Genomic DNA, 19,684 nt, shown 5'->3' on the forward strand with positions numbered 1-19,684 from the left:
GATATGACAATGACATCCAGCCCCGAATTCGAGGTCGTCGTCATCGGTGCGGGCTTCGGCGGCATCAACGCCGGCGTCCGGCTCCGGCAGGCCGGCATCGAGAACTTCGTCATCCTCGACAAGTGGGACAAGGTCGGCGGGACGTGGCACGCCAACCACTACCCCGGCGTCGCGGTCGACATTCCGTCGTTCATCTATCAGTTCAGCTATCACCAAAAAGGCGACTGGTCGCGGCTTTTCGCCCCGGGCCATGAAATTCAGGCGTACGCCGAGGAGGTCGTGGATGCCCACGGGCTGCGGCCGAAGCTGCGCCTGAACACCACGGTCACCGGATGCCGGTTCGACGAGGCGAACGACATCTGGCACGTCAGTACCGATTCCGGCGAGGTGACGGCCCGGTTCATCATCGCGGGCATCGGCGGCCTGGAGGTGCCGAACCTCCCGGATATCGCAGGCATCGACAGCTTCGGCGGGACGGTGCTGCACACCGCCGCCTGGGATCACAGCGTCGATCTGCGCGGTAAGCGGGTCGGCGTCATCGGCACGGGCGCCAGTGCGCTGCAACTGATTCCGGAGGTCGCCAAAGTCGCCGCCCACCTCACGGTGTTCCAGCGCACCCCGATCTGGGTCGCGCCCAAGCCGGATTGGCACACGGGCCGGGTCACCAGGGCGGTGCTGGGCACCCCGATACTGCGCGCGCCGTTGCGCGCGATCGGCATGGTGGGCGTCGAACTCGGTGTCGGCGCCGGCATGCTGCACGGGCGGCGGATGCAGCCGCTCATCCGCGGCGCCGAAGCCGCGCTGAAACTCTGGATGCGCACGCAGGTCAAGGATCCGGTGACGCGCGAGAAGCTCACCCCGAAGTACCTGCTGGGCTGCAAGCGACCGTCGATGCACAACGAGTACTTCAAGACCTACAACCTGCCGCACGTCGATCTGGTGACCGACCCCATCGAGAAGGTCACCCCCGACGCGGTGGTGACCGAGGGCGGCGCGGCGCACGACATCGATGTGTTGGTGTGCGCCACCGGATTCAAGGTCATGGCCAAGGGCAGCACGCCGCCGTTCCCGACCCTGGGCCGTGACGGCGTCGATCTCAACGAGTTCTGGGAGGCCAACCGCTACCAGGCGTACCAGGGCGTCTCGGCACCGAAGTTCCCCAACGCCTTCCTCGTCATCGGGCCGTACGCCTACGCCCCGGGCTCGTATCTGGTGTTGATCGAGTCGACCGGGGACCACGCCGTGCGCGTGATCACCGAGGCCCGGCAGCGTGGCGCCACCCGCGTCGAGGTCAAGCAGGAGCCGCACGACCGCTTCTTCGCGGACATGCAGAAGCGCGTCGCCGGAACTCCCCTGATGACCTCGGCGTGTGGCGGCTCCAACACGTATTACCTCAATCATCACGGCGACGCCGCGGCGTTCCGCCCGACCACGGTTCTGGAGATGCGTTGGGCGAACCGGCATTTCCCGCTGTCGGACTACCGTTTCACCCGCAACACCGTGCACGTGCCCGAAGGGGTGAGCGCATGAGTACGACGCCGCAATTCGAGGTCGCCGTCATCGGCGCCGGGCCCGGCGGTATCGCCGCGGGCGTGAAGCTCCGCAAGGCCGGCATCGACGACTTCGTCATCCTAGAGCGCGCCGACGATGTCGGCGGCAGCTGGCACGAGAACCACTACCCGGGTCTCGGCGTGGACATCCCGACCATCGCGTATCAGTACTCGTTTGCGCGCAACGCCAACTGGGATCGTTTCTTCGCCAAAGGCGCGGAGGTCAAGCAGTACCACGTCGATGTGGCCCGAAAGTACGGGCTGTACCCGCGTATCCGGTTCAATACCAACGTCGAACGGGAGGAGTGGGACGACACCGGCAACTTCTGGAAGCTGCATGCCGCCGACGGCTCCGTCACCACGGCGCGGTTCCTGATCAGCGCGGTGGGGGCGTTCGTCCGGCCCAAGGAGGACGTCGGGATTGCCGGCGCGAAATCCTTCAAGGGCAAGGTGCAGCGGCCGACCGATTGGGACCACGACTACGACATGACCGGCAAGGCCGTCGGCATCATCGGCACGGGAGCCAGTGCGGTGCAGATCATTCCGGCGATCGCACCGGAGGTCGGCCACCTGACGGTGTTCCAGCGCACCCCGGTCTGGTCCATTCCCAAGCCCGACTTCCGGGTACCGGCGGTGATGAAGAAGGTGCTGGCTTTCCCCGGTGTGCAGGCCACGATCCACGGCGGCGTGCTGGTCGTGGTCGACCTGATTCTCCGTGGGGCACTGCGGACCTCACATTCGACGCTGGATCGAGCCGACGCGCTCTGCATCCGCGGCTACCGCGGATTCGTGGCCAGAACGGTGCACGACCCGGAAACCAGCGCGAAGCTGACACCGAACTTCGGTCTGCTCGCCAAACGGCCGACCATGTCCAACGGATATCTGCAGGCCTACAACCGCACCAACGTGTCGCTGGTGACCGATCCCATCGAGAAGATCACGCCGACCGGCGTCCGGACCCGCGACGGAATGCTCCACAAGCTGGACGTGCTGATCCTGGCCACCGGCTACGAGGTGTTCTCCGATCCGGAAACGTATCGCCCGGGAACCGTCGTGGGCCGGGCCGGTTTCGACCTCGCCAAGTTCTACAACGAGGAAGGCCTGCAGGCGTACGAGAGCGTCTCGGTGCCGGGGCTGCCCAACCGGTGGACGCTGTGCGGCCCGTACTCGTGGACCGGGTCGGGCTGGCACGCTTTCGTCGAGATGACCGCGGACCACGCCGTCCGCGCGATCACCGAGACCCGCCGCCGCGCGGCGCACGTCTGCGAGATTCGCCCGGAGGCCGCCGGCGCCTACCATCGCACGACCTACCGACGTGCGGAACCGTTGCGCTACTACCTCGGCGACCTCAATGGGCATGTGCCCACCTACTACCGGAACTCGCAGGGCGACACCACATACATCCGTCCCTCCGGTTTCTTCGAGGCCAGCCGCGGCAACCGCAGATTCCCGCTGGACGACTACCGCTACGAAATCCCGGCCACCACCGAGGGAGTGCGCGCATGAGCGCGATCGATCCGGTGACCATCGAGTTGCCCAGCCGCGCGAGCCGGTCATTACGCGTCGCCGATGCGCTGGGCCGCAGGACGATTCGGCCCGCACTCGACGGTATCGCCCGGTTGGCCTGGCGCGGTCCGCTGCGCGGCACGCCCGCGTTCCGCATCGCCAACCTCGCCGAGTTGATCACCGTTCCGCTACGGCCGCCGCGCGGCACCCGCCGCCGCGCCCTGCGCTTCGCCACCTGCCGCGCGGAATGGCTGTGGCACAAGACGATCGCCGGCCCCGACGACGTCACCGGCGGTGCCATCCTCTACTTCCACGGCGGTGGTTTTGTGGCTGGTGGACTGCACAGCCATCGCCGGATCGCGGGCCGCATCGCCCGCGCCGCGGGAATCCCGCTGCTCAACGTCGACTACCGGCAACTGCCGGCGGCCCACATCACCGACACCGTCGCCGACGCGCTGGATGCCTACCAGCATCTGCTCGGGTTGGGCTTCGCTCCCGAAAAGATCGTGTTCGCCGGCGATTCCGCGGGCGGTGGCCTGGCCTTCGCCGCGGCGCTGGCCGCACGCGAGCGCCGGCTGCCGATGCCCGGCGGCATCGTCGCCATCGCGCCGTGGGCCGAATTCGATCCGGCCCGCAGGCTCGCGCACGCCAACGATCGGACGGACGCCGTGTTGTCGGCCTTCACCCTCTCGGTCCCCGCCCTGGTCGGTTTCGCTGCCGGCGGGGAGCTGGACCCGCGCTGGTCGCCGGTGAACCACGACTTCACCGGGCTCCCACCGGTTTTCATCCAGGTGGGCTCGACCGAAGTACTCCTGGCCGACGCCGAACAACTGGCTCAGTGCTGCCGCGCGGCCGCGGTGCCCTGCACCCTGCAGATCTGGGATCGCGCACTGCACGTCTTCCACGCCGGGGCCGACGTCCTTCCGGATGCCCGGGCCGCCATATCCGACATGGGCCGCACCATCCGCGCATTCGTCGACACCGACGCCCCGTCTCTACCGACCGGGCGCAGCACGGCGGCATGACCCGACGACAACGTCGCCTCGCAACCGAACAGAACGGAATCTCCATGCCCCAACCGCTGTTTCGCCAACGCATCACCGCCTGGATGCAACAACGCCCGGCCCCGATTCCCGCGCTCTGGCGCGGGGTGGACCGCATCCACTTCACCGCGGATGCGGTGATCCGGCTGATCGAGAAGGCCCACATGGGAATTCGGGATCAGATCGTGCTGCCGGCGGCCGCGAGAGTCGGTGTGGCGCCGGCGGCCATCGACACCTTCCGCCGACGGCACACGCAGTTCTTCGGCCGGGTGTACCGCGGACTGCGCACCATCCACTGGTACGTCTGACAACAAAGAACCCCCGCACGACCGAAGTCGTACGGGGGTCCTTTGTGAAATCGGATTCGGCTTAGGCCTCTTCGGTGAAGTTCCGGGTGACGGCCGGGTCGACCGGGATGCCCGGGCCGGTGGTCGTCGAGACGGTGACCTTCTTCAGGTAACGGCCCTTCGACGACGACGGCTTGGCGCGCAGCACCTCGTCCAGCGCAGCACCGTAGTTCTCGGCCAGCTTGACCTCGTCGAACGACGCCTTGCCGATGATCAGGTGCAGGTTGGCCTGCTTGTCGACGCGGAAGTTGATCTTGCCGCCCTTGATGTCGGACACGGCCTTGGCCACGTCCGGGGTGACGGTGCCGGTCTTCGGGTTCGGCATCAGACCACGCGGGCCGAGGACGCGGGCGATCTTACCGACCTTCGCCATCTGATCCGGCGTCGCGATCGCGGCGTCGAAGTCGGTCCACCCACCCTGGATACGCTCGATCAGGTCATCGCTACCGACGGCATCGGCGCCGGCGGCCACAGCGGCCTCGGCCTTCTCACCAACCGCGAACACCACTACGCGGGCGGTCTTACCGGTGCCGTGCGGCAGGTTGACGGTGCCACGCACCATCTGGTCTGCCTTACGAGGATCGACACCCAGCCGGATCGCAACCTCGACGGTCGCATCCTGCTTCTTCGAGGACGTCTCCTTGGCCAGCTTGACGGCCTGGAGCGGGGTGTACAGGTTGTCGCGGTCCACCTTCTCGGCAGCTTCGCGGTATGCCTTGCTGTTCTTGCTCATTTGAATCTCCAGTTCAGAGGTTGTGGTTAGCGAGCCGAAGCGGGCTCTTCCACGTATTGCTCAGTTCGAGTACCCGACGTGTACGGGACGAACTATTCGACGGTGATGCCCATCGAGCGCGCGGTGCCGGCGATGATCTTGGCAGCGGCGTCGATGTCGTTCGCGTTGAGATCTTCCTTCTTGGTCTCGGCGATCTCGCGGACCTGGTCCCAGCTGATCTTGGCGACCTTGGTCTTGTGCGGCTCGGACGAACCCTTCTGGATACCCGCAGCCTTGAGCAGCAGCCGGGCGGCCGGCGGGGTCTTCAGGACGAACGTGAACGTACGGTCCTCGTAGACGCTGATCTCGACGGGGATGACGTTTCCACGCTGGCTTTCTGTCGCGGCGTTGTACGCCTTGCAGAACTCCATGATGTTGACGCCGTGCTGGCCGAGCGCCGGACCCACGGGCGGGGCGGGGTTGGCCGCGCCGGCCTGGATCTGAAGCTTGATCAGCCCGACGACCTTCTTCTTCTTCGGGGCCATTGGTGTGGTGTTCCTTTCTAGGTAGTCGCGGCGCGACTACGTTCCTGCTAACCGGGAGCCGAGGCTCGCGATTAAATCTTGCTGACCTGTGTGAAGGTCAATTCGACGGGTGTCTCGCGTCCGAAGATGGACACCAGCACCTTGAGCTTCTGCTGTTCGGCGTTGACCTCGCTGATCGACGCGGGCAGCGTGGCGAACGGGCCGTCCATGACGGTGACCGACTCGCCGACCTCGAAGTCGACCAGGATCTCCGGACGCGCGAGGGTGGCTTCGCTGTCGGCACCCGACGTAGCGGCGGCCGCGGTCGCCTTGGCGGGCTTCTTCGCGGCGCCCTGCGGCAGCAGGAACTTCACGACGTCGTCGAGCGACAGCGCCGACGGCTTCGAGGTCGCGCCGACGAACCCGGTCACACCCGGGGTGTTGCGCACGGCGCCCCACGACTCGTCGTTCAGGTCCATGCGCACCAGGATGTAGCCCGGCAGCACCTTGCGGTTGACCTGCTTGCGCTGGCCGTTCTTGATCTCGGTGACCTCTTCGGTCGGCACCTCGACCTGGAAGATGTAGTCGCCGACGTCCAGGTTCTGCACGCGGGTCTCGAGGTTGGCCTTCACCTTGTTCTCGTAACCGGCGTACGAGTGGATGACGTACCACTCGCCTGCCTGACGACGCAGCTGCTTCTTCAGCGCGACCGCGGGATCCTCGTCCTCGGGCTCCTCGGCGACGGCTTCCGCCGTCTCGTCGACGACCACGTCGGTCGCCTCGGGCGCTTCCTCGGCGTCGGCCGAGTCGGTGTCCAGGGTGTCGTCAGCGTCCACGGTGTCGTCCGAGGTCTCCACCGACTCGACTGCCTCGGCGGTCACGTCGGACTCGTCCGAAGGTGTCTCGCCATCGAAAGTCACGGTAGTCAGTCCTCTCTTACGTTCTTGAGCTCGTCCCGGCGGGCGCTCGGCGTCAGCCGAACACCCACATGACGAGCTTGGCGAGACCGAAATCGACCCCACCGATCAGCGCCACCATGAAGACCAGGAACACCAGCACGACGGTCGTGTAACCGATCATCTGCTTGCGGTTCGGCCAGATGACCTTGCGCAGCTCGGCGACGACCTGCTTGAGGTAGTTCCAGACGAACACGAACGGGTTCCGAGTGGGGCCCGTCTTCTTGGACTTGTCAGCCTTCTTCGGCTTGGACTTCTTGCCGGCCTCGGCCGCGCTGTCCTCGGCGTCGGAGTCCGTGTCGCCGGTCTCGACGTCCGATTCGGACTCGTCGACCTCGACGGCCCGCCGGGCCCGCTTTCCGGTCGGACGCGCCGGACGCGTCACAACTGCGGTCTGGCCCTGCGACTCGCTTTCGCTCGCGTCGGTGCCCGCATCAGTACCGGCGCCTGCGGAGCCGGCACTATCGCGCTCGTCGCTCACCGCATGCCTTTCGTCTGTTCCAGGTGGTCACATTTCCAGTGTCCACATCGGTATTCAGTTGAGCAGGGGCGACAGGACTTGAACCTGCAACCTGCGGTTTTGGAGACCGCTGCTCTGCCAATTGAGCTACGCCCCTTCAGCACCGGCCAGGCCGGCGCTTCCGGTTGGGTCCTCACACAATTCGCGCGCTCCCCGATCGGTCGATGTGTAACCGACGGACAGCGCGCTGAAAAGGGTGGATCCCCGAGGACCGAGTGTACATCGGCCCCAGTCTGAGTTACTAATCCGCTCCGACGGCCGAACGCAAAACCTGGCCCGTTTCGCGGTCGTAGCGCACCGACACCGAGTTGTCGCCCTCGTGGCCCATCAACGTCGTGAAGGCCTCCATGATGACGCTGCCGTCGTCGTCGGTGAGGGTGTTGCGGGTCATCACGATGTCGGCGCCGAACCGGTGCTCGACGGAGATGATCTCGACGGTCGCGTGCAAGCGGTCACCGACCAGGATCGGGCGGTGGTACACGAACTTCTGGTCGACCTGGATGATCTGCATGGTCTCCATGCCGACATCGACGACGCGGAAGAAGTCCTGCTGGACCAGCAGTGCGACGATCGCCACGAACGTCGGGCCGGCGACGATGGCCTTGTGACCCAACTCGGCCGCGGCGGCTTCGTCCATCGAAACGGGGTGGTCGGACTTGACGGCCTTGGCGTACTGCCGGACCTGCTCCCGGCCCACGACGAAGACCTGCGGGTACTTGTGGACCATCCCCAGGATGTTGGGATTCAGCGGCATGACTACGCCAACTTCGCGGTGGCGACGGCGCGGCCGAAGATCTTCTTGCCGCCGGTGGTGGCAGAGAGCGCGATGGTGACCGACTTGGATTCCTCGTCGACCGACTTCACGCGGCCGCTGAAGATGAGCTCAGCGCCGACGCCGTCGTTCGGGACCGGGACCACAGAGGTGAAGCGGACGTTGTACTCGGTCACGGCAGCCGGGTCGCCGACCCAGTTGGTGATGTAGCCGCCGCCGAGGCCCATGGTCAGCATGCCGTGGGCGATCGCGGTGTCCAGACCGACCTGCTTGGCGATCTCGTCGTCCCAGTGGATGGGGTTCAGGTCGCCGGAGACGCCGGCGTAGTTGACCAGGTCCTGCCGGGTCAGCTGGTAGGTCTTCTCAGGCAGCGCGTCGCCGACCTTGACCGAATTGAACTCACGAAGTGCCATCTGAGAATCCTCCCTGTCCGTCCTCGTCACCCGAGCGACCCGCCAAGGTCGTGTAGGCCTCCTGCACGACCTCATCACGGTCATTCGTGATGATGTTCTTGGTCACGATGATGTCGGTGCCGTGTGCCTGACGGAACGAGTCGACGTACACATCGCAGTACAGCTTGTCCCCGGCCTTGATCGGCTGCAGGAACTTCAGCGACTGGTCGACCTGGACGATCTGGGCATCAGAAATGGCGATGCCGGCATCGCCGAACATCGCGAATTGGGCTTGGTAGCCGAAGATGCAGATGAAGGTCAGCGGCGCGAGCAGCGCGTCGTGGCCGAGCTCGGCGGCCGCCGACTCCTGGTGGAAACACGCGTCGTCGTTCTGAACGGCAGTCGCGTGCTCACGGATCTTCTCGCGACCGACCTCGTAGCACTCGGGATGCCGGTAGTGATAGCCGACAATGTCCGCCAGACCCACGACGAGTGACTAACGCGACTCTTTGTGCGGCTGGTGCGTACCGCAGTTCGGGCAGAACTTCTTCAGCTCGAGCCGATCCGGGTCGTTGCGGCGGTTCTTCTTGGTGATGTAGTTACGGTGCTTGCACACCTCGCAGGCCAAGGTGATCTTCGGCCGTACGTCGGTACTCGACGCCACGTCTCTGCCTCTTTCGCTTCGAATCTCTGTTGTGCTGGTAGCGGTGGGGAGGCTCGATCTCCCGACCTCACGATTATGAGTCGTGCGCTCTAACCAGCTGAGCTACACCGCCCCGACAGACACAGGCGGCGCAGCGGCGGATTTTTACTTCCGTCGCTCCGCTCGCCATATGTCCACCGAGCCCCCTAACGGAATCGAACCGTTGACCTTTTCCTTACCATGGAAACGCTCTGCCGACTGAGCTAAGGGGGCCTGACCCTCGGTTTCGAACTGTCGGTTACGACCGTCTGCCCCGTGGGCCTTAAAGAGGTTACCGTCTCGCGGTTTCACCTGCCAAAACGGCAGCTCAACCATACTATTTCGGCCTGTTCGGGCGGTCCCGCCGCGGGTTTGCTCCGGGTTTGTCCCTGGCCTCGTCCAATGCCGCCTTGGTTATTCATCGGTTGAAGTCAGGTACTTCTGCGGCGCCGAAACGATCCCTGAGCTCAATCGCCCGTCTCACTGAACTCAGATACGTCTACGCCGCCCGCCACCCCCGGCGGTACAACGCTGCCGCGACCCGGGCCAGGACGTCATCGTCGGTGTCCTCCTTGATCACCCTGATGACGATCCAGTTCCGCGCCTCGAGCCTCGGCAGCGCCTTCAGATCGCGGACACACTGCTCGCGATCGGTCTGGTGGTGGCCTCCGTCGTATTGCACTCCGACCAGCAGGTGCTTCCAGCCCATGTCGAACTTGGTGATCAACCGATTGCCGTCATAAACCGGGATCTGGGTGTCGGTAGGGCGCATACCCGCGTCGGTGAGCAGCAACCGCACCCGTGTCTCCTGCGGCGACTCGGTCCCGTCGTCGCTCAGCTCGAGCGCCAGGCCGAGCTGAGCGAGACGGCGCGCCCGCGGATACCGTGCGATGAGCGGCTGAACTTCGTCGGCGCCGACCCGGCCCACCCACAGCAGTGCGTCGATCCGGGCGACCGCCGCATCCCGGTCGAGGTGGCGGCCCAGGTCGAAGATCGTCCGCCCCGGCGTGGTGACCGGAATCCCGTCATACGTGGTGACCTCGTCCGCGGCGTACGCCTCATTCCGTACGATCAGCCCGCTCGGCGGGTTGCCGTTGCGCCAGAGCATCTCGATCGGCACGTCGTCGTCGACGTATTTCGCCCAATGCAGCGCCGATGCCGCCACGCCTGTGATGACACCCCGCCGGCCGGACCACAACCACGCACCGCGAGCGCGATCTCGGACGGTGGGCTCGAACGGTCCGTAGACGTCCGGGAACATGCGCCTGTAGTGCCGACGCAGGTCATTACGCGTGACCTTTCCCGCGGCCAATGCCTCGCTGCCGATGAATACCCCCATGACGCGATGTTGTCGGCGGCCTCCGACGCTGCGGCGCCCACACGCCGTCGTTGGGTTCGATCTGTGGATGAACGTCGCACTGTGGATTGCTCGGCCCCCGCGAAGTCCCTGGCTTCAATGAGCGAGCGCGCCAACCCCTCGTGATTGACGTCAGGGACGCCGCGCACCCGAAATCCGTACCCGGCTTCAATTGGCACGAGATATGCGCTCGGAGATTGAAGCCACGCACTTCAACGCGAGCCGACCACCCTCCTAGGCTGTCGGCATGCCTGATGACCGCCTGTATTTCCGCCAGTTGCTCGCCGGTCGCGACTTCGCGGCGACGGACCCGATCGCCCAGCAGATGCGCAACTTCGCCTACCTCATCGGCGACCGGGAGACCGGCGACTGCGTGGTGGTCGACCCGGCCTACGCCGCGGGCGATCTGGTCGACGTCCTCGAAGGCGACGGCATGCACCTGTCGGGCGTGCTCGTCACCCACCACCACCCCGACCACGTCGGCGGCTCGATGATGGGCTTCGAGCTCAAGGGCCTGGCCGAGCTGCTGGAGCGGGTCAGCGTGCCGGTGCACGTCAACGCCCACGAGTCGGACTGGGTGTCCCGCGTCACCGGCATCGCGCCGTCGGAGCTGACGCCGCACCAGCACGGCGACGTCGTGCAGGTGGGAGCGGTGCCGATCGAGCTGCTGCACACCCCAGGGCACACCCCCGGCAGCCAGTGCTTCCTGCTCGACGGCCGGTTGGTGGCCGGCGACACGCTGTTCCTGGAGGGCTGTGGCCGCACCGATTTCCCGGGCGGGAACGTCGACGACATGTTCCGCAGCCTGCAGGCGCTGGCCGCCCTGCCCGGCGATCCGACGGTCTTCCCCGGGCACTGGTATTCCGCCGAACCCAGCGCGCCGCTCGACGACGTCCGTCGCACCAATTACGTCTATCGGGCGCGCGACCTGGACCAGTGGCGCATGCTCATGGGTGGCTAGCGGCGCAGCTACCTTTCGCTCTCCGTTGTACAAGTCAACCAGCGAATATTAGTCTCAGTGTCGGATAAAACCGATCGGGACTTGACGACTGGATGGCGCGGTGGACTGGATATCTCAACGCTGGGACGACCTGACAGGCCTGGGATCAGGCAGCTGGCTGGCCATCGCGGCGTGGGCCGCACTGGTGTTCGGCGTCGTCGTACTGATCGTGGTGAACCGCCAGCTGTCCAAGAATCGCCAGCTCAAGCAGGATCAGGTGCGCCCGCAGGTGACCATGTTCATGGAGCCGCACGCCTCGGACTGGCATCTGATCGAGCTCGTGGTCCGCAACTTCGGGCAGACCGCGGCGCACAACATCTCGTTCGATTTCACGCATCACCCGACGGTCGCCATCTACGAGGATTCCGACCACGACGGCGAGCTCGATGTAACCGAGCTGCGACTGCCCAGCGAACTCTCGGTCCTGGCTCCGGGGCAGGAGTGGCGAACCATCTGGGACTCGGCGATCAGCCGAGAGGAGCTGGGTGGCTCCATCCGGTCGCGATTCGAGGGGACGCTGACCTACTACGACGCGCCGGCGCCTGTGCAGGGCAAGAAGTCCCGCTTCGGGCGCCAGCCCCGCGAGTTCGAGTCGAAGGCGGTGCTCGACTGGGCCGCACTGCAGCCGGTGCAGCGCCTGGAGCTGATGACGACGCACGACCTCGCCAAGCGCGAGAAGCAGAAGCTCGAACTGCTGCGCAGCGTGCTGACGTACTTCCACTACGCCTCCAAGGAGACGCAGCCCGACGTCTTCCGCGCCGAGATCGACCGGATGAACCGGGCGGTCCGCGAGACGCAGGACCGCTGGCGCAGCCGCGCTTCCGACGAGACCACGGAACTGGAAATCCAGTGGTTCGACGACGGCCCCAAGGGCCGGCACCGCAACGCCGTCCACTGACAGGACGCCACCGAAGGCACGTCTAGCATCGGCTCACACCTGTTCCCGGCCCGGGAACCGACCGAGGGAGAACCGATGAGCACCGTCACCTACTCCGTGACCGATGCGGTTGCCACGATCACGCTGGACGACGGCAAGGTCAACGTCCTGAGCCCGACGATGCAGGAGAACATCAACGCCGCGCTGGATCAGGCCGAGCAGTCGGACGATGTCAAGGCCGTCGTCATCGCCGGCAACAACCGGGTCCTGAGTGCCGGGTTCGACCTCGCGATCTTCGGCTCGGGTGACGCGGCGGCCGGGTTCGCCATGCTGCGCGGCGGCATCGAACTCGACGCCCGGCTGCTGCGCTTCCCCGTCCCCGTGGTGATCGCCGCGACCGGACACGCGATCGCCGGCGGCTCGTTCCTGCTGTGCTCGGGTGACCATCGGGTCGGCTCGGCCACGATGCGGTGCCAGGCCAACGAGGTGGCCATCGGCATGACGGTGCCGCAGTCCTGCATCGAAATCCTCCGGCTGCGACTGACCAATTCGGCCTTCCAGCGGGCGGTCGGCCTGGCCGCCACGTTCACCGGCGAGGAAGCCCGGGCGGCCGGCTGGGTGGACGAGATCGTCGACCAGGAGCACGTGCTGAGCCGCGCCCAGGAGGTGGCCGCGGGATTCGCCGCGACGCTGCACCCCAAGCATCACCTGGCCAGCAAGCTCAAGGCCCGCGCCGGCGGACTGGCCGCGATCCAGGCCGGCATCGACGGTCTGGCCGCCGAGTTCGCCGGGTAACGCCACACATCGACAAAGCTGTCGGTACGCCGACCTAGGGTGGTCCGATGGCGCTACACCTGCACCGAGCCGAAGACACCGGCGCGCTGGCCGCCGGGCTGGGTGCACTGCTCGCCGAACCGCCGGCGGATCCGTTCGCCTCCGAGCTGGTGCTGGTGTCCGCCCGCGGTATGGAGCGCTGGCTCAGCCAGCAGCTGTCCCATGCGCTCGGCCGCGGCACGGCGAACGACGGTGTGTGTGCGGGTATCGAATTCCGCTCCCCCGCATCGCTTCTCGCGGAGATCACGGGGACGGCCGACGACAACCCGTGGGAGCCCGACGCCCTGGTGTGGCCGCTGCTGGAGGTGCTCGACGAGCTGGGCGCAAACCACCCCTGGGCGGGCACCCTGGCCGCGCACCTCGGCTACACCGCGCTGGGCAATCCCGAGGAGACCCAGTTGCGGCAGGGCCGTCGGTACGCGGTGGCCCGGCGGCTGGCGGGCCTGTTCGACACCTACGCCAAAGCCCGGCCGGCGATGCTCGCCGACTGGCTGACGGGCGGCGAGTCCGACGGCGCGGGCGGCCGGCTGGACGACGACCTGCGGTGGCAACCGCACCTGTGGCGCGCGACCGCCGAACGTGTCGCTGCCGACCCGCCCCCGGTGCGGCAGGCGAAAACCATTGCCCGGCTGGTCGATTCGCCGTCCGAGCTACCCCCGCGGCTGTCTTTGTTCGGGCACACCCGGTTGCCCGCGGCAGATCTCGAACTGCTCGGGGCCTTGGCGACCCACCACGATCTGCACCTGTGGCTGCCGCACCCCAGCGACCCGTTGTGGCAGGCGCTGTCCGATCTGCGCGGGCAGGAGCTCCGGCGCCAGGACAGCAGCCGGTTGCGGGTAGGCCACCCCCTGCTGCAGACCCTGGGCCGCGATCTGCGGGAGCTGCAACGCGGCCTGCCAGCCGCGCAGTCCGATCGGTTCCACCCCCGCAGCGGATTCCCGGACACGCTGCTGGGCCGGCTGCAGTCCGACATCTCGGCCGACGAGGTGCGGCCCGGCGGGCGCCGGCTGGCCAAGGGCGACCGGTCCGTGCAGATCCATCGCTGCCACGGCGCGGCCCGGCAGATCGATGTCCTGCGTGATGTGCTGCTGGGCCTGCTCGACGACGACGAGACCCTGCAGCCGCGCGACATCCTGGTCATGTGCCCCGACATCGAAACCTATGCGCCGCTGATCACCGCGGCGTTCGGGGCGGGCGAGCATGCCGACCTCGGCCACCCGGCCCAGAGCCTGCGGGTCCGGTTGGCCGACCGCGCGCTGACCCAGACCAATCCCCTGCTCGGGGTGCTGGCCGAGCTGCTCGACATCGCCGACGGCCGGGCCACCGCCAGTGCGGTGCTGAGCCTGGCGCACAGCGAGCCGGTGCGCCGGCGCTTCGCGTGGGGCGACGACGACCTCGTGGACCTCACCGAATGGGTTGGCGCGGCGGGCATTCGGTGGGGTTTCGACGCGGCGCACCGCACCCCGTACGCGCTGCAGCGATACCCGCAGAACACCTGGCAGTTCGGGGTCGACCGACTGCTCGTCGGCGCCGCGATGTCCGACGATTCGCAGGGCTGGCTCGGTACCGCGTTGCCGCTCGACGACGTCGACTCGAACCGCGTGGAACTGGCCGGCCGGTTGGCCGAATACGTCCAGCGGTTGTGCGGTGTCGTCGACCGGCTCACCGGCGCGCAGCCCCTGGACAGCTGGGTGGAGATCCTGCGCGACGGCGTCGCGCAGCTCACCCGCGTCGGCCCCGACGAGCAGTGGCAGCAGGCGCAACTCGACCGTGAACTCGCGAAAGTGTTGACCCACGCGGGTTCTCGGTCCGGCACGACGCTGCGGCTGCCCGATATCCGGTCCCTGCTGCGCCGGCAGCTGGCCGGCCGCCCGACCCGCGCCAACTTCCGCACCGGCACACTGACGGTGTGCACCATGGTCCCGATGCGCTCGGTGCCGCATCGCGTGGTGTGCCTCGTCGGGCTCGACGACGGCGTCTTTCCGCGCACCAACATCGCCGACGGTGACGACGTCCTGGCCCGTCGCCCGCTCACCGGTGAACGCGACATCCGTTCGGAAGACCGGCAGTTGCTGCTCGATGCGATCTGCGCGGCCACCGACACCCTGGTCGTCACCTACACCGGCACCGACGAACACTCCGGCGAGCACCGGCCGCCCGCGGTCCCGGTACAGGAGCTGCTCGACGCGCTGGACCGGACCACGACCGAACCCGTCCGGGACCGCATCGTGGCCGACCACCCGTTGCAGCCCTTCGACATCCGCACCGTCGCCTGTGACGAGCTGGTACCCGACCGGCCGTTCACCTACGACCCGGCGGCGTTGCGCGGGGCCAGGGCCGTCCTGGGCGAGCGCCGGCCGAAGCCGCGGCTCATCGACGGCCCGCTGGACGAATCGCCCTGCGGTGACGTCGAACTCGCCGAACTGTTGCGGTTCTTCGCGAACCCGGTGAAGGGGTTCTTCCGGGCACTGGACTACACGCTGCCGTGGGACGCCGACGAATTGTCCGATGCCATCCCGGTCGCCATCGACGGCCTCGGCAAGTGGGCGGTCGGGGAACGCATGCTCGACGACCTGAAGATCGGCCGCGACCCGGACTTCGTCATCGGCGCCGAGTGGCGGCGCGGCACGCTGCCCCCGGGCCGGCTCGGCTGGCGGCAGGCCAACGAAATCCGCGGTGAGGCCCTCGAACTGGCAACCGCCGCCCGGACGCTGCAACGCGGCGAGGCGAGTGCGCTGGACATCGACGTCGACCTGGGCCAGGGCCGCAGGCTCACCGGCACCGTCGCGCCGGTGTGGCAGGACCGCACCGTGACGGTCACCTATTCGAAGCTGGGCGCCAAGCACCGGCTGCAGGCCTGGGTCACCCTGGTGGCGCTGGCGGCAGGTGCGCCGGAACGCGAATGGGAGGCGTACTGCATCGGCCGCGGCCCACGGGGCGGCGTGCACGCCATGGGGTATCGGCCTCCGGAGCAACCGCTTTCGGTGCTGCGGGACCTGGTCGCGATCTACGACGCGGGCCGCCGCGAACCGCTACCCCTGCCGTTGAAGACGTCGCTGGAGTGGGCGCGGGCGCGGCTGTTCGACGACCCGGTACCGGAGCGGGGCGCCGAGTCGGAATGGCGGTTCGAGAAGGACGGTGCCGAATACGTGGAGGTCTGGGGGCCGGCCGCGCCGTTGCACGTGTTGCTCGACCCGCCGCGACCCGACGAGCTCGCCGTCCGCGGCGAGACCACGCGCCTGGGCGCCTACGCGGCCCGGCTGTGGCAGCCGCTGCTCGACGCGGAACGGCGGGTCTGATGGACGCGTTCGATCTGCTCGGCCCGCTGCCGGAACCGGCGACGACGACGGTGCTGGAGGCCAGCGCCGGCACCGGAAAGACCTATGCCCTCGCCGGTCTGGTGACGCGGTATGTCGCCGAGGGTGCCGCGACGCTGGACCAGATGCTGCTGATCACCTTCAGCCGGGCGGCCACCCGCGAACTGCGCGAACGGGTGCGGGCGCAGTTGGTGAGGACCGTTGCCGCCCTGGGTGATCCGTCCGGGGACGACGACGACCTGATCCGTCACCTGGCGGACGTCGCGCCCGACGAACTGGTGCTGCGCCGGGCCCGGCTGCGCGACGCGCTGTCGGATTTCGACGCCGCGACCATCGCCACCACGCACGAGTTCTGTGGGCTGGTGCTGCGTTCCCTCGGCATCGCCGGCGACACCGATTCGGGCGCGCAGTTGGTGGAGAGCCTCGACGATCTGGTCGGCGAGATCGTCTCCGACCTGTACCTCACGACCTACGGAGACCAGCGCGACGAGCCCGCGCTGAGCTTCGCCGATGCGCTCGATCTGGCCAAGCGCGTCGTCGGCGATCCCGGCGCGCAGTTGCGGCCCGAGACCGCCGATCCCGACAGCGTTGCGGCGCAACGCCTGTCGTTCGCGCGGGCGGTGCTCGAGGAACTCGAACGCCGCAAGCGCCGGCTGGGGGTGCTGAGCTTCGACGACCTGCTCAGCCGGCTCGCCACCGCGTTGGAGGAGCCCGACGCGCCGGCCCGCGACCGGATGCGGCGGCGCTGGCCGATCGTCATGGTCGACGAGTTCCAGGACACCGATCCCGTGCAGTGGCAGGTGATCTCGCGGGCCTTCGTCGGGCACAGCGCCGTCGTGCTGATCGGCGACCCCAAACAGGCCATCTACGCGTTCCGCGGCGGCGACATCGTCACCTACCTGGATGCCGCGCGCAGTGCCGACCAACGGCTGACCCTGGCCGAGAACTGGCGCAGCGACAAGGTTCTGGTGAACCGGCTGCAGACCGTGCTCAAGGGCGCGGCCCTCGGCGACGACGACATCGTCGTGCACCCCGTCGAGGCGCGTACCGACCGCCACCGGCTCACAGGAGCGCCACGCAACGACCCGTTCCGGCTGCGGGTCGTCGCGCGTACGGAGTTCGGGACGCCCCAGCGCCGCATGGTCCCGATCGGGACGTTGCGGCCCTACATCGCCAAGGATCTCGCCGCCGACATCTCCGTGCTGCTGGCCAGTGGCGCGCAGTTCGACGGCCGGCCGCTCACCGCCGGTGACATCGCGGTGATCGTCGACAGCGGCCTGGACGCCGTCCCGTGCCGGGATGCGTTGCTGGACTTGGGCATTCCGGTGGTGTACTCGGGCGACACCGACGTGTTCGCCTCGACCGCAGCGGCGGAGTGGCTGCGCCTGCTCGATGCCTTCGACACCCCCAACCGCAGTGGCGTGGTGCGGGCCGCCGCGACCACCATGTTCTTCGGTCACCGCGCGGCCGATCTGGCCGCCGGCGGCGACGAGCTGACCGACCAGATCACCACCACCATCCGGCAGTGGGCCGGCCTGGCCCGGGACCGTGGCATCGCGGCGGTGTTCGAGGCGGCGGTGTCGCTGGGCCTGCCCGAGCGGGTACTCGGACACCGCGGCGGCGAACGGCACATGACCGACCTCGCGCACGTCAGCCAACTCCTGCACGAAACCGCCCATCGCGAGCGTCATCACCTGCCAGCCCTGCGTGATTGGCTGCGCCGCCAGATCAAGGACCGCGCCGGCCCGGCCGAGCGCAACCGCCGGCTGGACAGCGACGCCGCGGCGGTGCAGATCATGACGGTGTGGCGCAGCAAGGGGCTGCAGTTCCCCGTCGTTTATCTGCCGTTCGGGTTCAACCGGTTCGTCAAGGCCGACACGGTATTGCGGTTCCACGACGCCGACGGTGCGCGGTGCCTTCACGTCGGTGGTGCCGGGGCCACCGACCGGGCCGCGGCGGAGCAGGCGGGCCTGGCCGAGACGGCCGGCGACAACGTCCGGCTGACCTATGTCGCGCTCACCCGGGCACAGTCACAGGTGGTGGCGTGGTGGGCGCCGTCGCGGGACGAGCAGAACGGTGGCCTGTCACGGCTGCTGCGGGGCCGCCGGCCCGGTGCCACCGCGGTACCGGACTGCGTTGTCCCGCAGACACTTTCCGACGACGACGCGATGGCGTGCTTCACCGCGTGGGAGCACGCGGGCGGTCCGGTGGTCGAGGCGGCCGAGCCCGTCGCACCGATGTCGCCGCCGGCGCCGGAGGCCCCCGCGGACCTGGACGTGCGGCATTTCCATCGCAGCATCGACACGCATTGGCGACGGACGTCGTACTCGGCGCTGGTGCGCGTCGTGCACGACGACGGGCAGGCGGTGAGCAGCGAACCGGACACCGCGCTGCGGGATGACGAATCCGCCGACGTCGTCCCCGAGGCGCCGCCTCCGCTGCCCGGCGACCTGCCGTCGCCCATGGCGCAGCTGCCCGCCGGCGCCGCGTTCGGCTCGCTGGTGCACGCCGTGCTCGAACGCGCCGACCCGCTGTCCCCGGATCTGACGGCCGAACTGGCGGCCCGGATCGACGAGCAGGCGGGGTTGTGGAACGTCGAGGTGCCGATCGGTGAGCTGGCGCCGGCCCTGGTGCCGATGCACGACACTCCGCTCGGCCCGTTGGCGCCGGGCCTGACGCTGCGACAGATCGGCTTGCGGGATCGGTTGCGGGAACTGGATTTCGAGATGCCGCTGGGCGGCGGCCAGGACCGGGCCGACGTCGCGCGGGACATCCGGCTCGGCGACGTCGGCGCGCTGGTGAGCGAGCTGCTGCCGGCGTCAGATCCGTTGTCGGTCTACGGCGCGCGGCTGCAGGCCGAACCGCTCGGGCACCAGCGGTTGCACGGCTATCTGTCGGGTTCCATCGACGCTGTGCTGCGGGTGCCGGACGAGGGCGGCCACAAGTATCTGGTGGTCGACTACAAGACGAACCGGCTGGGCGACTTCGGCACCGAGAACACCGCGGCGGACTATACGGCGCCCCGGCTCGCCGAAGCCATGATGCATTCCGACTACCCGCTGCAGGCGTTGCTGTATTCGGTTGTGCTGCACCGGTTCCTGCGGTGGCGGCTACCCGGCTACGCGCCCGCCCGGCATCTGGGCGGCGTGGCCTACCTGTTCGTGCGGGGCATGTGCGGCGCGGCGACTCCCCTGGTCGAGGGGCACCCGTGCGGCGTGTTCAGCTGGCAGCCCCCGGTCGAGCTGGTGGGCCGGCTGTCGGATCTCCTGGACGGGGCGACATCATGACGACACCG

18 protein-coding genes and 3 tRNA genes are annotated in these 19,684 nt (G+C 68.0%); 9 read left to right on the forward strand and 12 right to left on the reverse strand.

What is annotated here, in order from left to right:
• Positions 1-3 precede the first annotated feature (3 nt).
• Genes ACJH6I_RS07500 through ACJH6I_RS07515 form a run of 4 tightly spaced genes read left to right on the forward strand, consistent with a single transcriptional unit; the run spans position 4 to position 4,407 of the window.
• Complete coding sequence (locus tag ACJH6I_RS07500) at positions 4-1,530, forward strand: NAD(P)/FAD-dependent oxidoreductase (protein WP_318985734.1); 1,527 nt, start codon at positions 4-6, stop codon at positions 1,528-1,530.
• Positions 1,527-3,056, forward strand: a complete 1,530-nt coding sequence (locus ACJH6I_RS07505; RefSeq protein WP_318985733.1) for an NAD(P)/FAD-dependent oxidoreductase — start codon at positions 1,527-1,529, stop codon at positions 3,054-3,056. The genes ACJH6I_RS07500 and ACJH6I_RS07505 overlap by 4 nt, the downstream gene beginning before the upstream one ends.
• Positions 3,053-4,081, forward strand: coding sequence for an alpha/beta hydrolase (locus ACJH6I_RS07510; RefSeq protein WP_318985732.1), 1,029 nt, complete (start codon positions 3,053-3,055; stop codon positions 4,079-4,081). The genes ACJH6I_RS07505 and ACJH6I_RS07510 overlap by 4 nt, the downstream gene beginning before the upstream one ends.
• Positions 4,082-4,125: 44 nt before the next feature.
• Positions 4,126-4,407 carry a hypothetical protein gene (locus tag ACJH6I_RS07515; protein ID WP_318985731.1) on the forward strand — a complete coding sequence of 94 codons (282 nt, stop codon included), beginning with the start codon at positions 4,126-4,128 and terminating at the stop codon, positions 4,405-4,407.
• Positions 4,408-4,468: 61 nt separating this feature from the next.
• Here ACJH6I_RS07515 and rplA read toward each other — a convergent pair whose 3' ends face one another.
• From rplA to ACJH6I_RS07575, 12 genes are all read right to left on the reverse strand, one after another.
• Positions 4,469-5,179 carry a 50S ribosomal protein L1 gene (gene rplA / locus ACJH6I_RS07520; RefSeq protein ID WP_061001845.1) on the reverse strand — a complete coding sequence of 237 codons (711 nt, stop codon included), beginning with the start codon at positions 5,177-5,179 and terminating at the stop codon, positions 4,469-4,471.
• Between the two features lie 92 nt (positions 5,180-5,271).
• Positions 5,272-5,703: a 50S ribosomal protein L11 gene (gene rplK, locus ACJH6I_RS07525; protein WP_020101322.1), complete on the reverse strand. Its 432-nt coding sequence runs from the start codon at positions 5,701-5,703 to the stop codon at positions 5,272-5,274.
• A gap of 71 nt (positions 5,704-5,774) precedes the next feature.
• Positions 5,775-6,518, reverse strand: coding sequence for a transcription termination/antitermination protein NusG (nusG, locus tag ACJH6I_RS07530; protein ID WP_406783900.1), 744 nt, complete (start codon positions 6,516-6,518; stop codon positions 5,775-5,777).
• Positions 6,519-6,654: 136 nt separating this feature from the next.
• A complete protein-coding gene (gene secE / locus ACJH6I_RS07535) occupies positions 6,655-7,119 on the reverse strand; it encodes a preprotein translocase subunit SecE (RefSeq protein ID WP_212806964.1) in 465 nt (154 codons plus the stop codon).
• 63 nt (positions 7,120-7,182) lie between these two features.
• Positions 7,183-7,255: transfer RNA gene (locus ACJH6I_RS07540), tRNA-Trp, on the reverse strand.
• Positions 7,256-7,399: 144 nt separating this feature from the next.
• Positions 7,400-7,912: a (3R)-hydroxyacyl-ACP dehydratase subunit HadC gene (gene hadC / locus ACJH6I_RS07545; protein ID WP_212806965.1), complete on the reverse strand. Its 513-nt coding sequence runs from the start codon at positions 7,910-7,912 to the stop codon at positions 7,400-7,402.
• Between the two features lie 2 nt (positions 7,913-7,914).
• Complete coding sequence (gene hadB, locus ACJH6I_RS07550) at positions 7,915-8,343, reverse strand: (3R)-hydroxyacyl-ACP dehydratase subunit HadB (protein WP_212806966.1); 429 nt, start codon at positions 8,341-8,343, stop codon at positions 7,915-7,917.
• On the reverse strand, positions 8,330-8,809 hold the full coding sequence (gene hadA, locus ACJH6I_RS07555; protein ID WP_212806967.1) for a (3R)-hydroxyacyl-ACP dehydratase subunit HadA: 480 nt from the start codon (positions 8,807-8,809) through the stop codon (positions 8,330-8,332). The genes hadB and hadA overlap by 14 nt, the downstream gene beginning before the upstream one ends.
• A gap of 9 nt (positions 8,810-8,818) precedes the next feature.
• Complete coding sequence (rpmG, locus tag ACJH6I_RS07560) at positions 8,819-8,986, reverse strand: 50S ribosomal protein L33 (RefSeq protein ID WP_059015841.1); 168 nt, start codon at positions 8,984-8,986, stop codon at positions 8,819-8,821.
• Positions 8,987-9,021: 35 nt separating this feature from the next.
• A tRNA-Met gene (locus tag ACJH6I_RS07565) sits at positions 9,022-9,098 on the reverse strand.
• Positions 9,099-9,165: 67 nt separating this feature from the next.
• A tRNA-Thr gene (locus tag ACJH6I_RS07570) sits at positions 9,166-9,238 on the reverse strand.
• 265 nt (positions 9,239-9,503) lie between these two features.
• Complete coding sequence (locus tag ACJH6I_RS07575) at positions 9,504-10,343, reverse strand: hypothetical protein (protein ID WP_318985730.1); 840 nt, start codon at positions 10,341-10,343, stop codon at positions 9,504-9,506.
• Positions 10,344-10,608: 265 nt separating this feature from the next.
• Here ACJH6I_RS07575 and ACJH6I_RS07580 point away from each other — a divergent pair, with 265 nt between their 5' ends.
• The 5 genes from ACJH6I_RS07580 (at position 10,609) to ACJH6I_RS07600 (ending at position 19,676) form a co-directional block, all read left to right on the forward strand.
• Positions 10,609-11,322 (forward strand): MBL fold metallo-hydrolase, encoded by a 714-nt coding sequence (locus tag ACJH6I_RS07580; protein WP_318985729.1) that lies wholly within the window; start codon positions 10,609-10,611, stop codon positions 11,320-11,322.
• A 100-nt stretch (positions 11,323-11,422) separates the two neighbouring features.
• Positions 11,423-12,259: a hypothetical protein gene (locus tag ACJH6I_RS07585; RefSeq protein WP_318985728.1), complete on the forward strand. Its 837-nt coding sequence runs from the start codon at positions 11,423-11,425 to the stop codon at positions 12,257-12,259.
• 75 nt (positions 12,260-12,334) lie between these two features.
• Positions 12,335-13,033, forward strand: coding sequence for a crotonase/enoyl-CoA hydratase family protein (locus ACJH6I_RS07590; protein ID WP_212806970.1), 699 nt, complete (start codon positions 12,335-12,337; stop codon positions 13,031-13,033).
• A gap of 47 nt (positions 13,034-13,080) precedes the next feature.
• Positions 13,081-16,371, forward strand: coding sequence for an exodeoxyribonuclease V subunit gamma (gene recC, locus ACJH6I_RS07595; protein WP_212806971.1), 3,291 nt, complete (start codon positions 13,081-13,083; stop codon positions 16,369-16,371).
• A complete protein-coding gene (locus tag ACJH6I_RS07600) occupies positions 16,371-19,676 on the forward strand; it encodes a UvrD-helicase domain-containing protein (protein ID WP_406783895.1) in 3,306 nt (1,101 codons plus the stop codon). The genes recC and ACJH6I_RS07600 overlap by 1 nt, the downstream gene beginning before the upstream one ends.
• Positions 19,677-19,684 lie beyond the last annotated feature (8 nt).

Origin of the sequence: Mycobacterium sp. SMC-13, from assembly GCF_045311035.1 — a bacterium.
In the GTDB taxonomy this organism is placed as follows: domain Bacteria; phylum Actinomycetota; class Actinomycetes; order Mycobacteriales; family Mycobacteriaceae; genus Mycobacterium.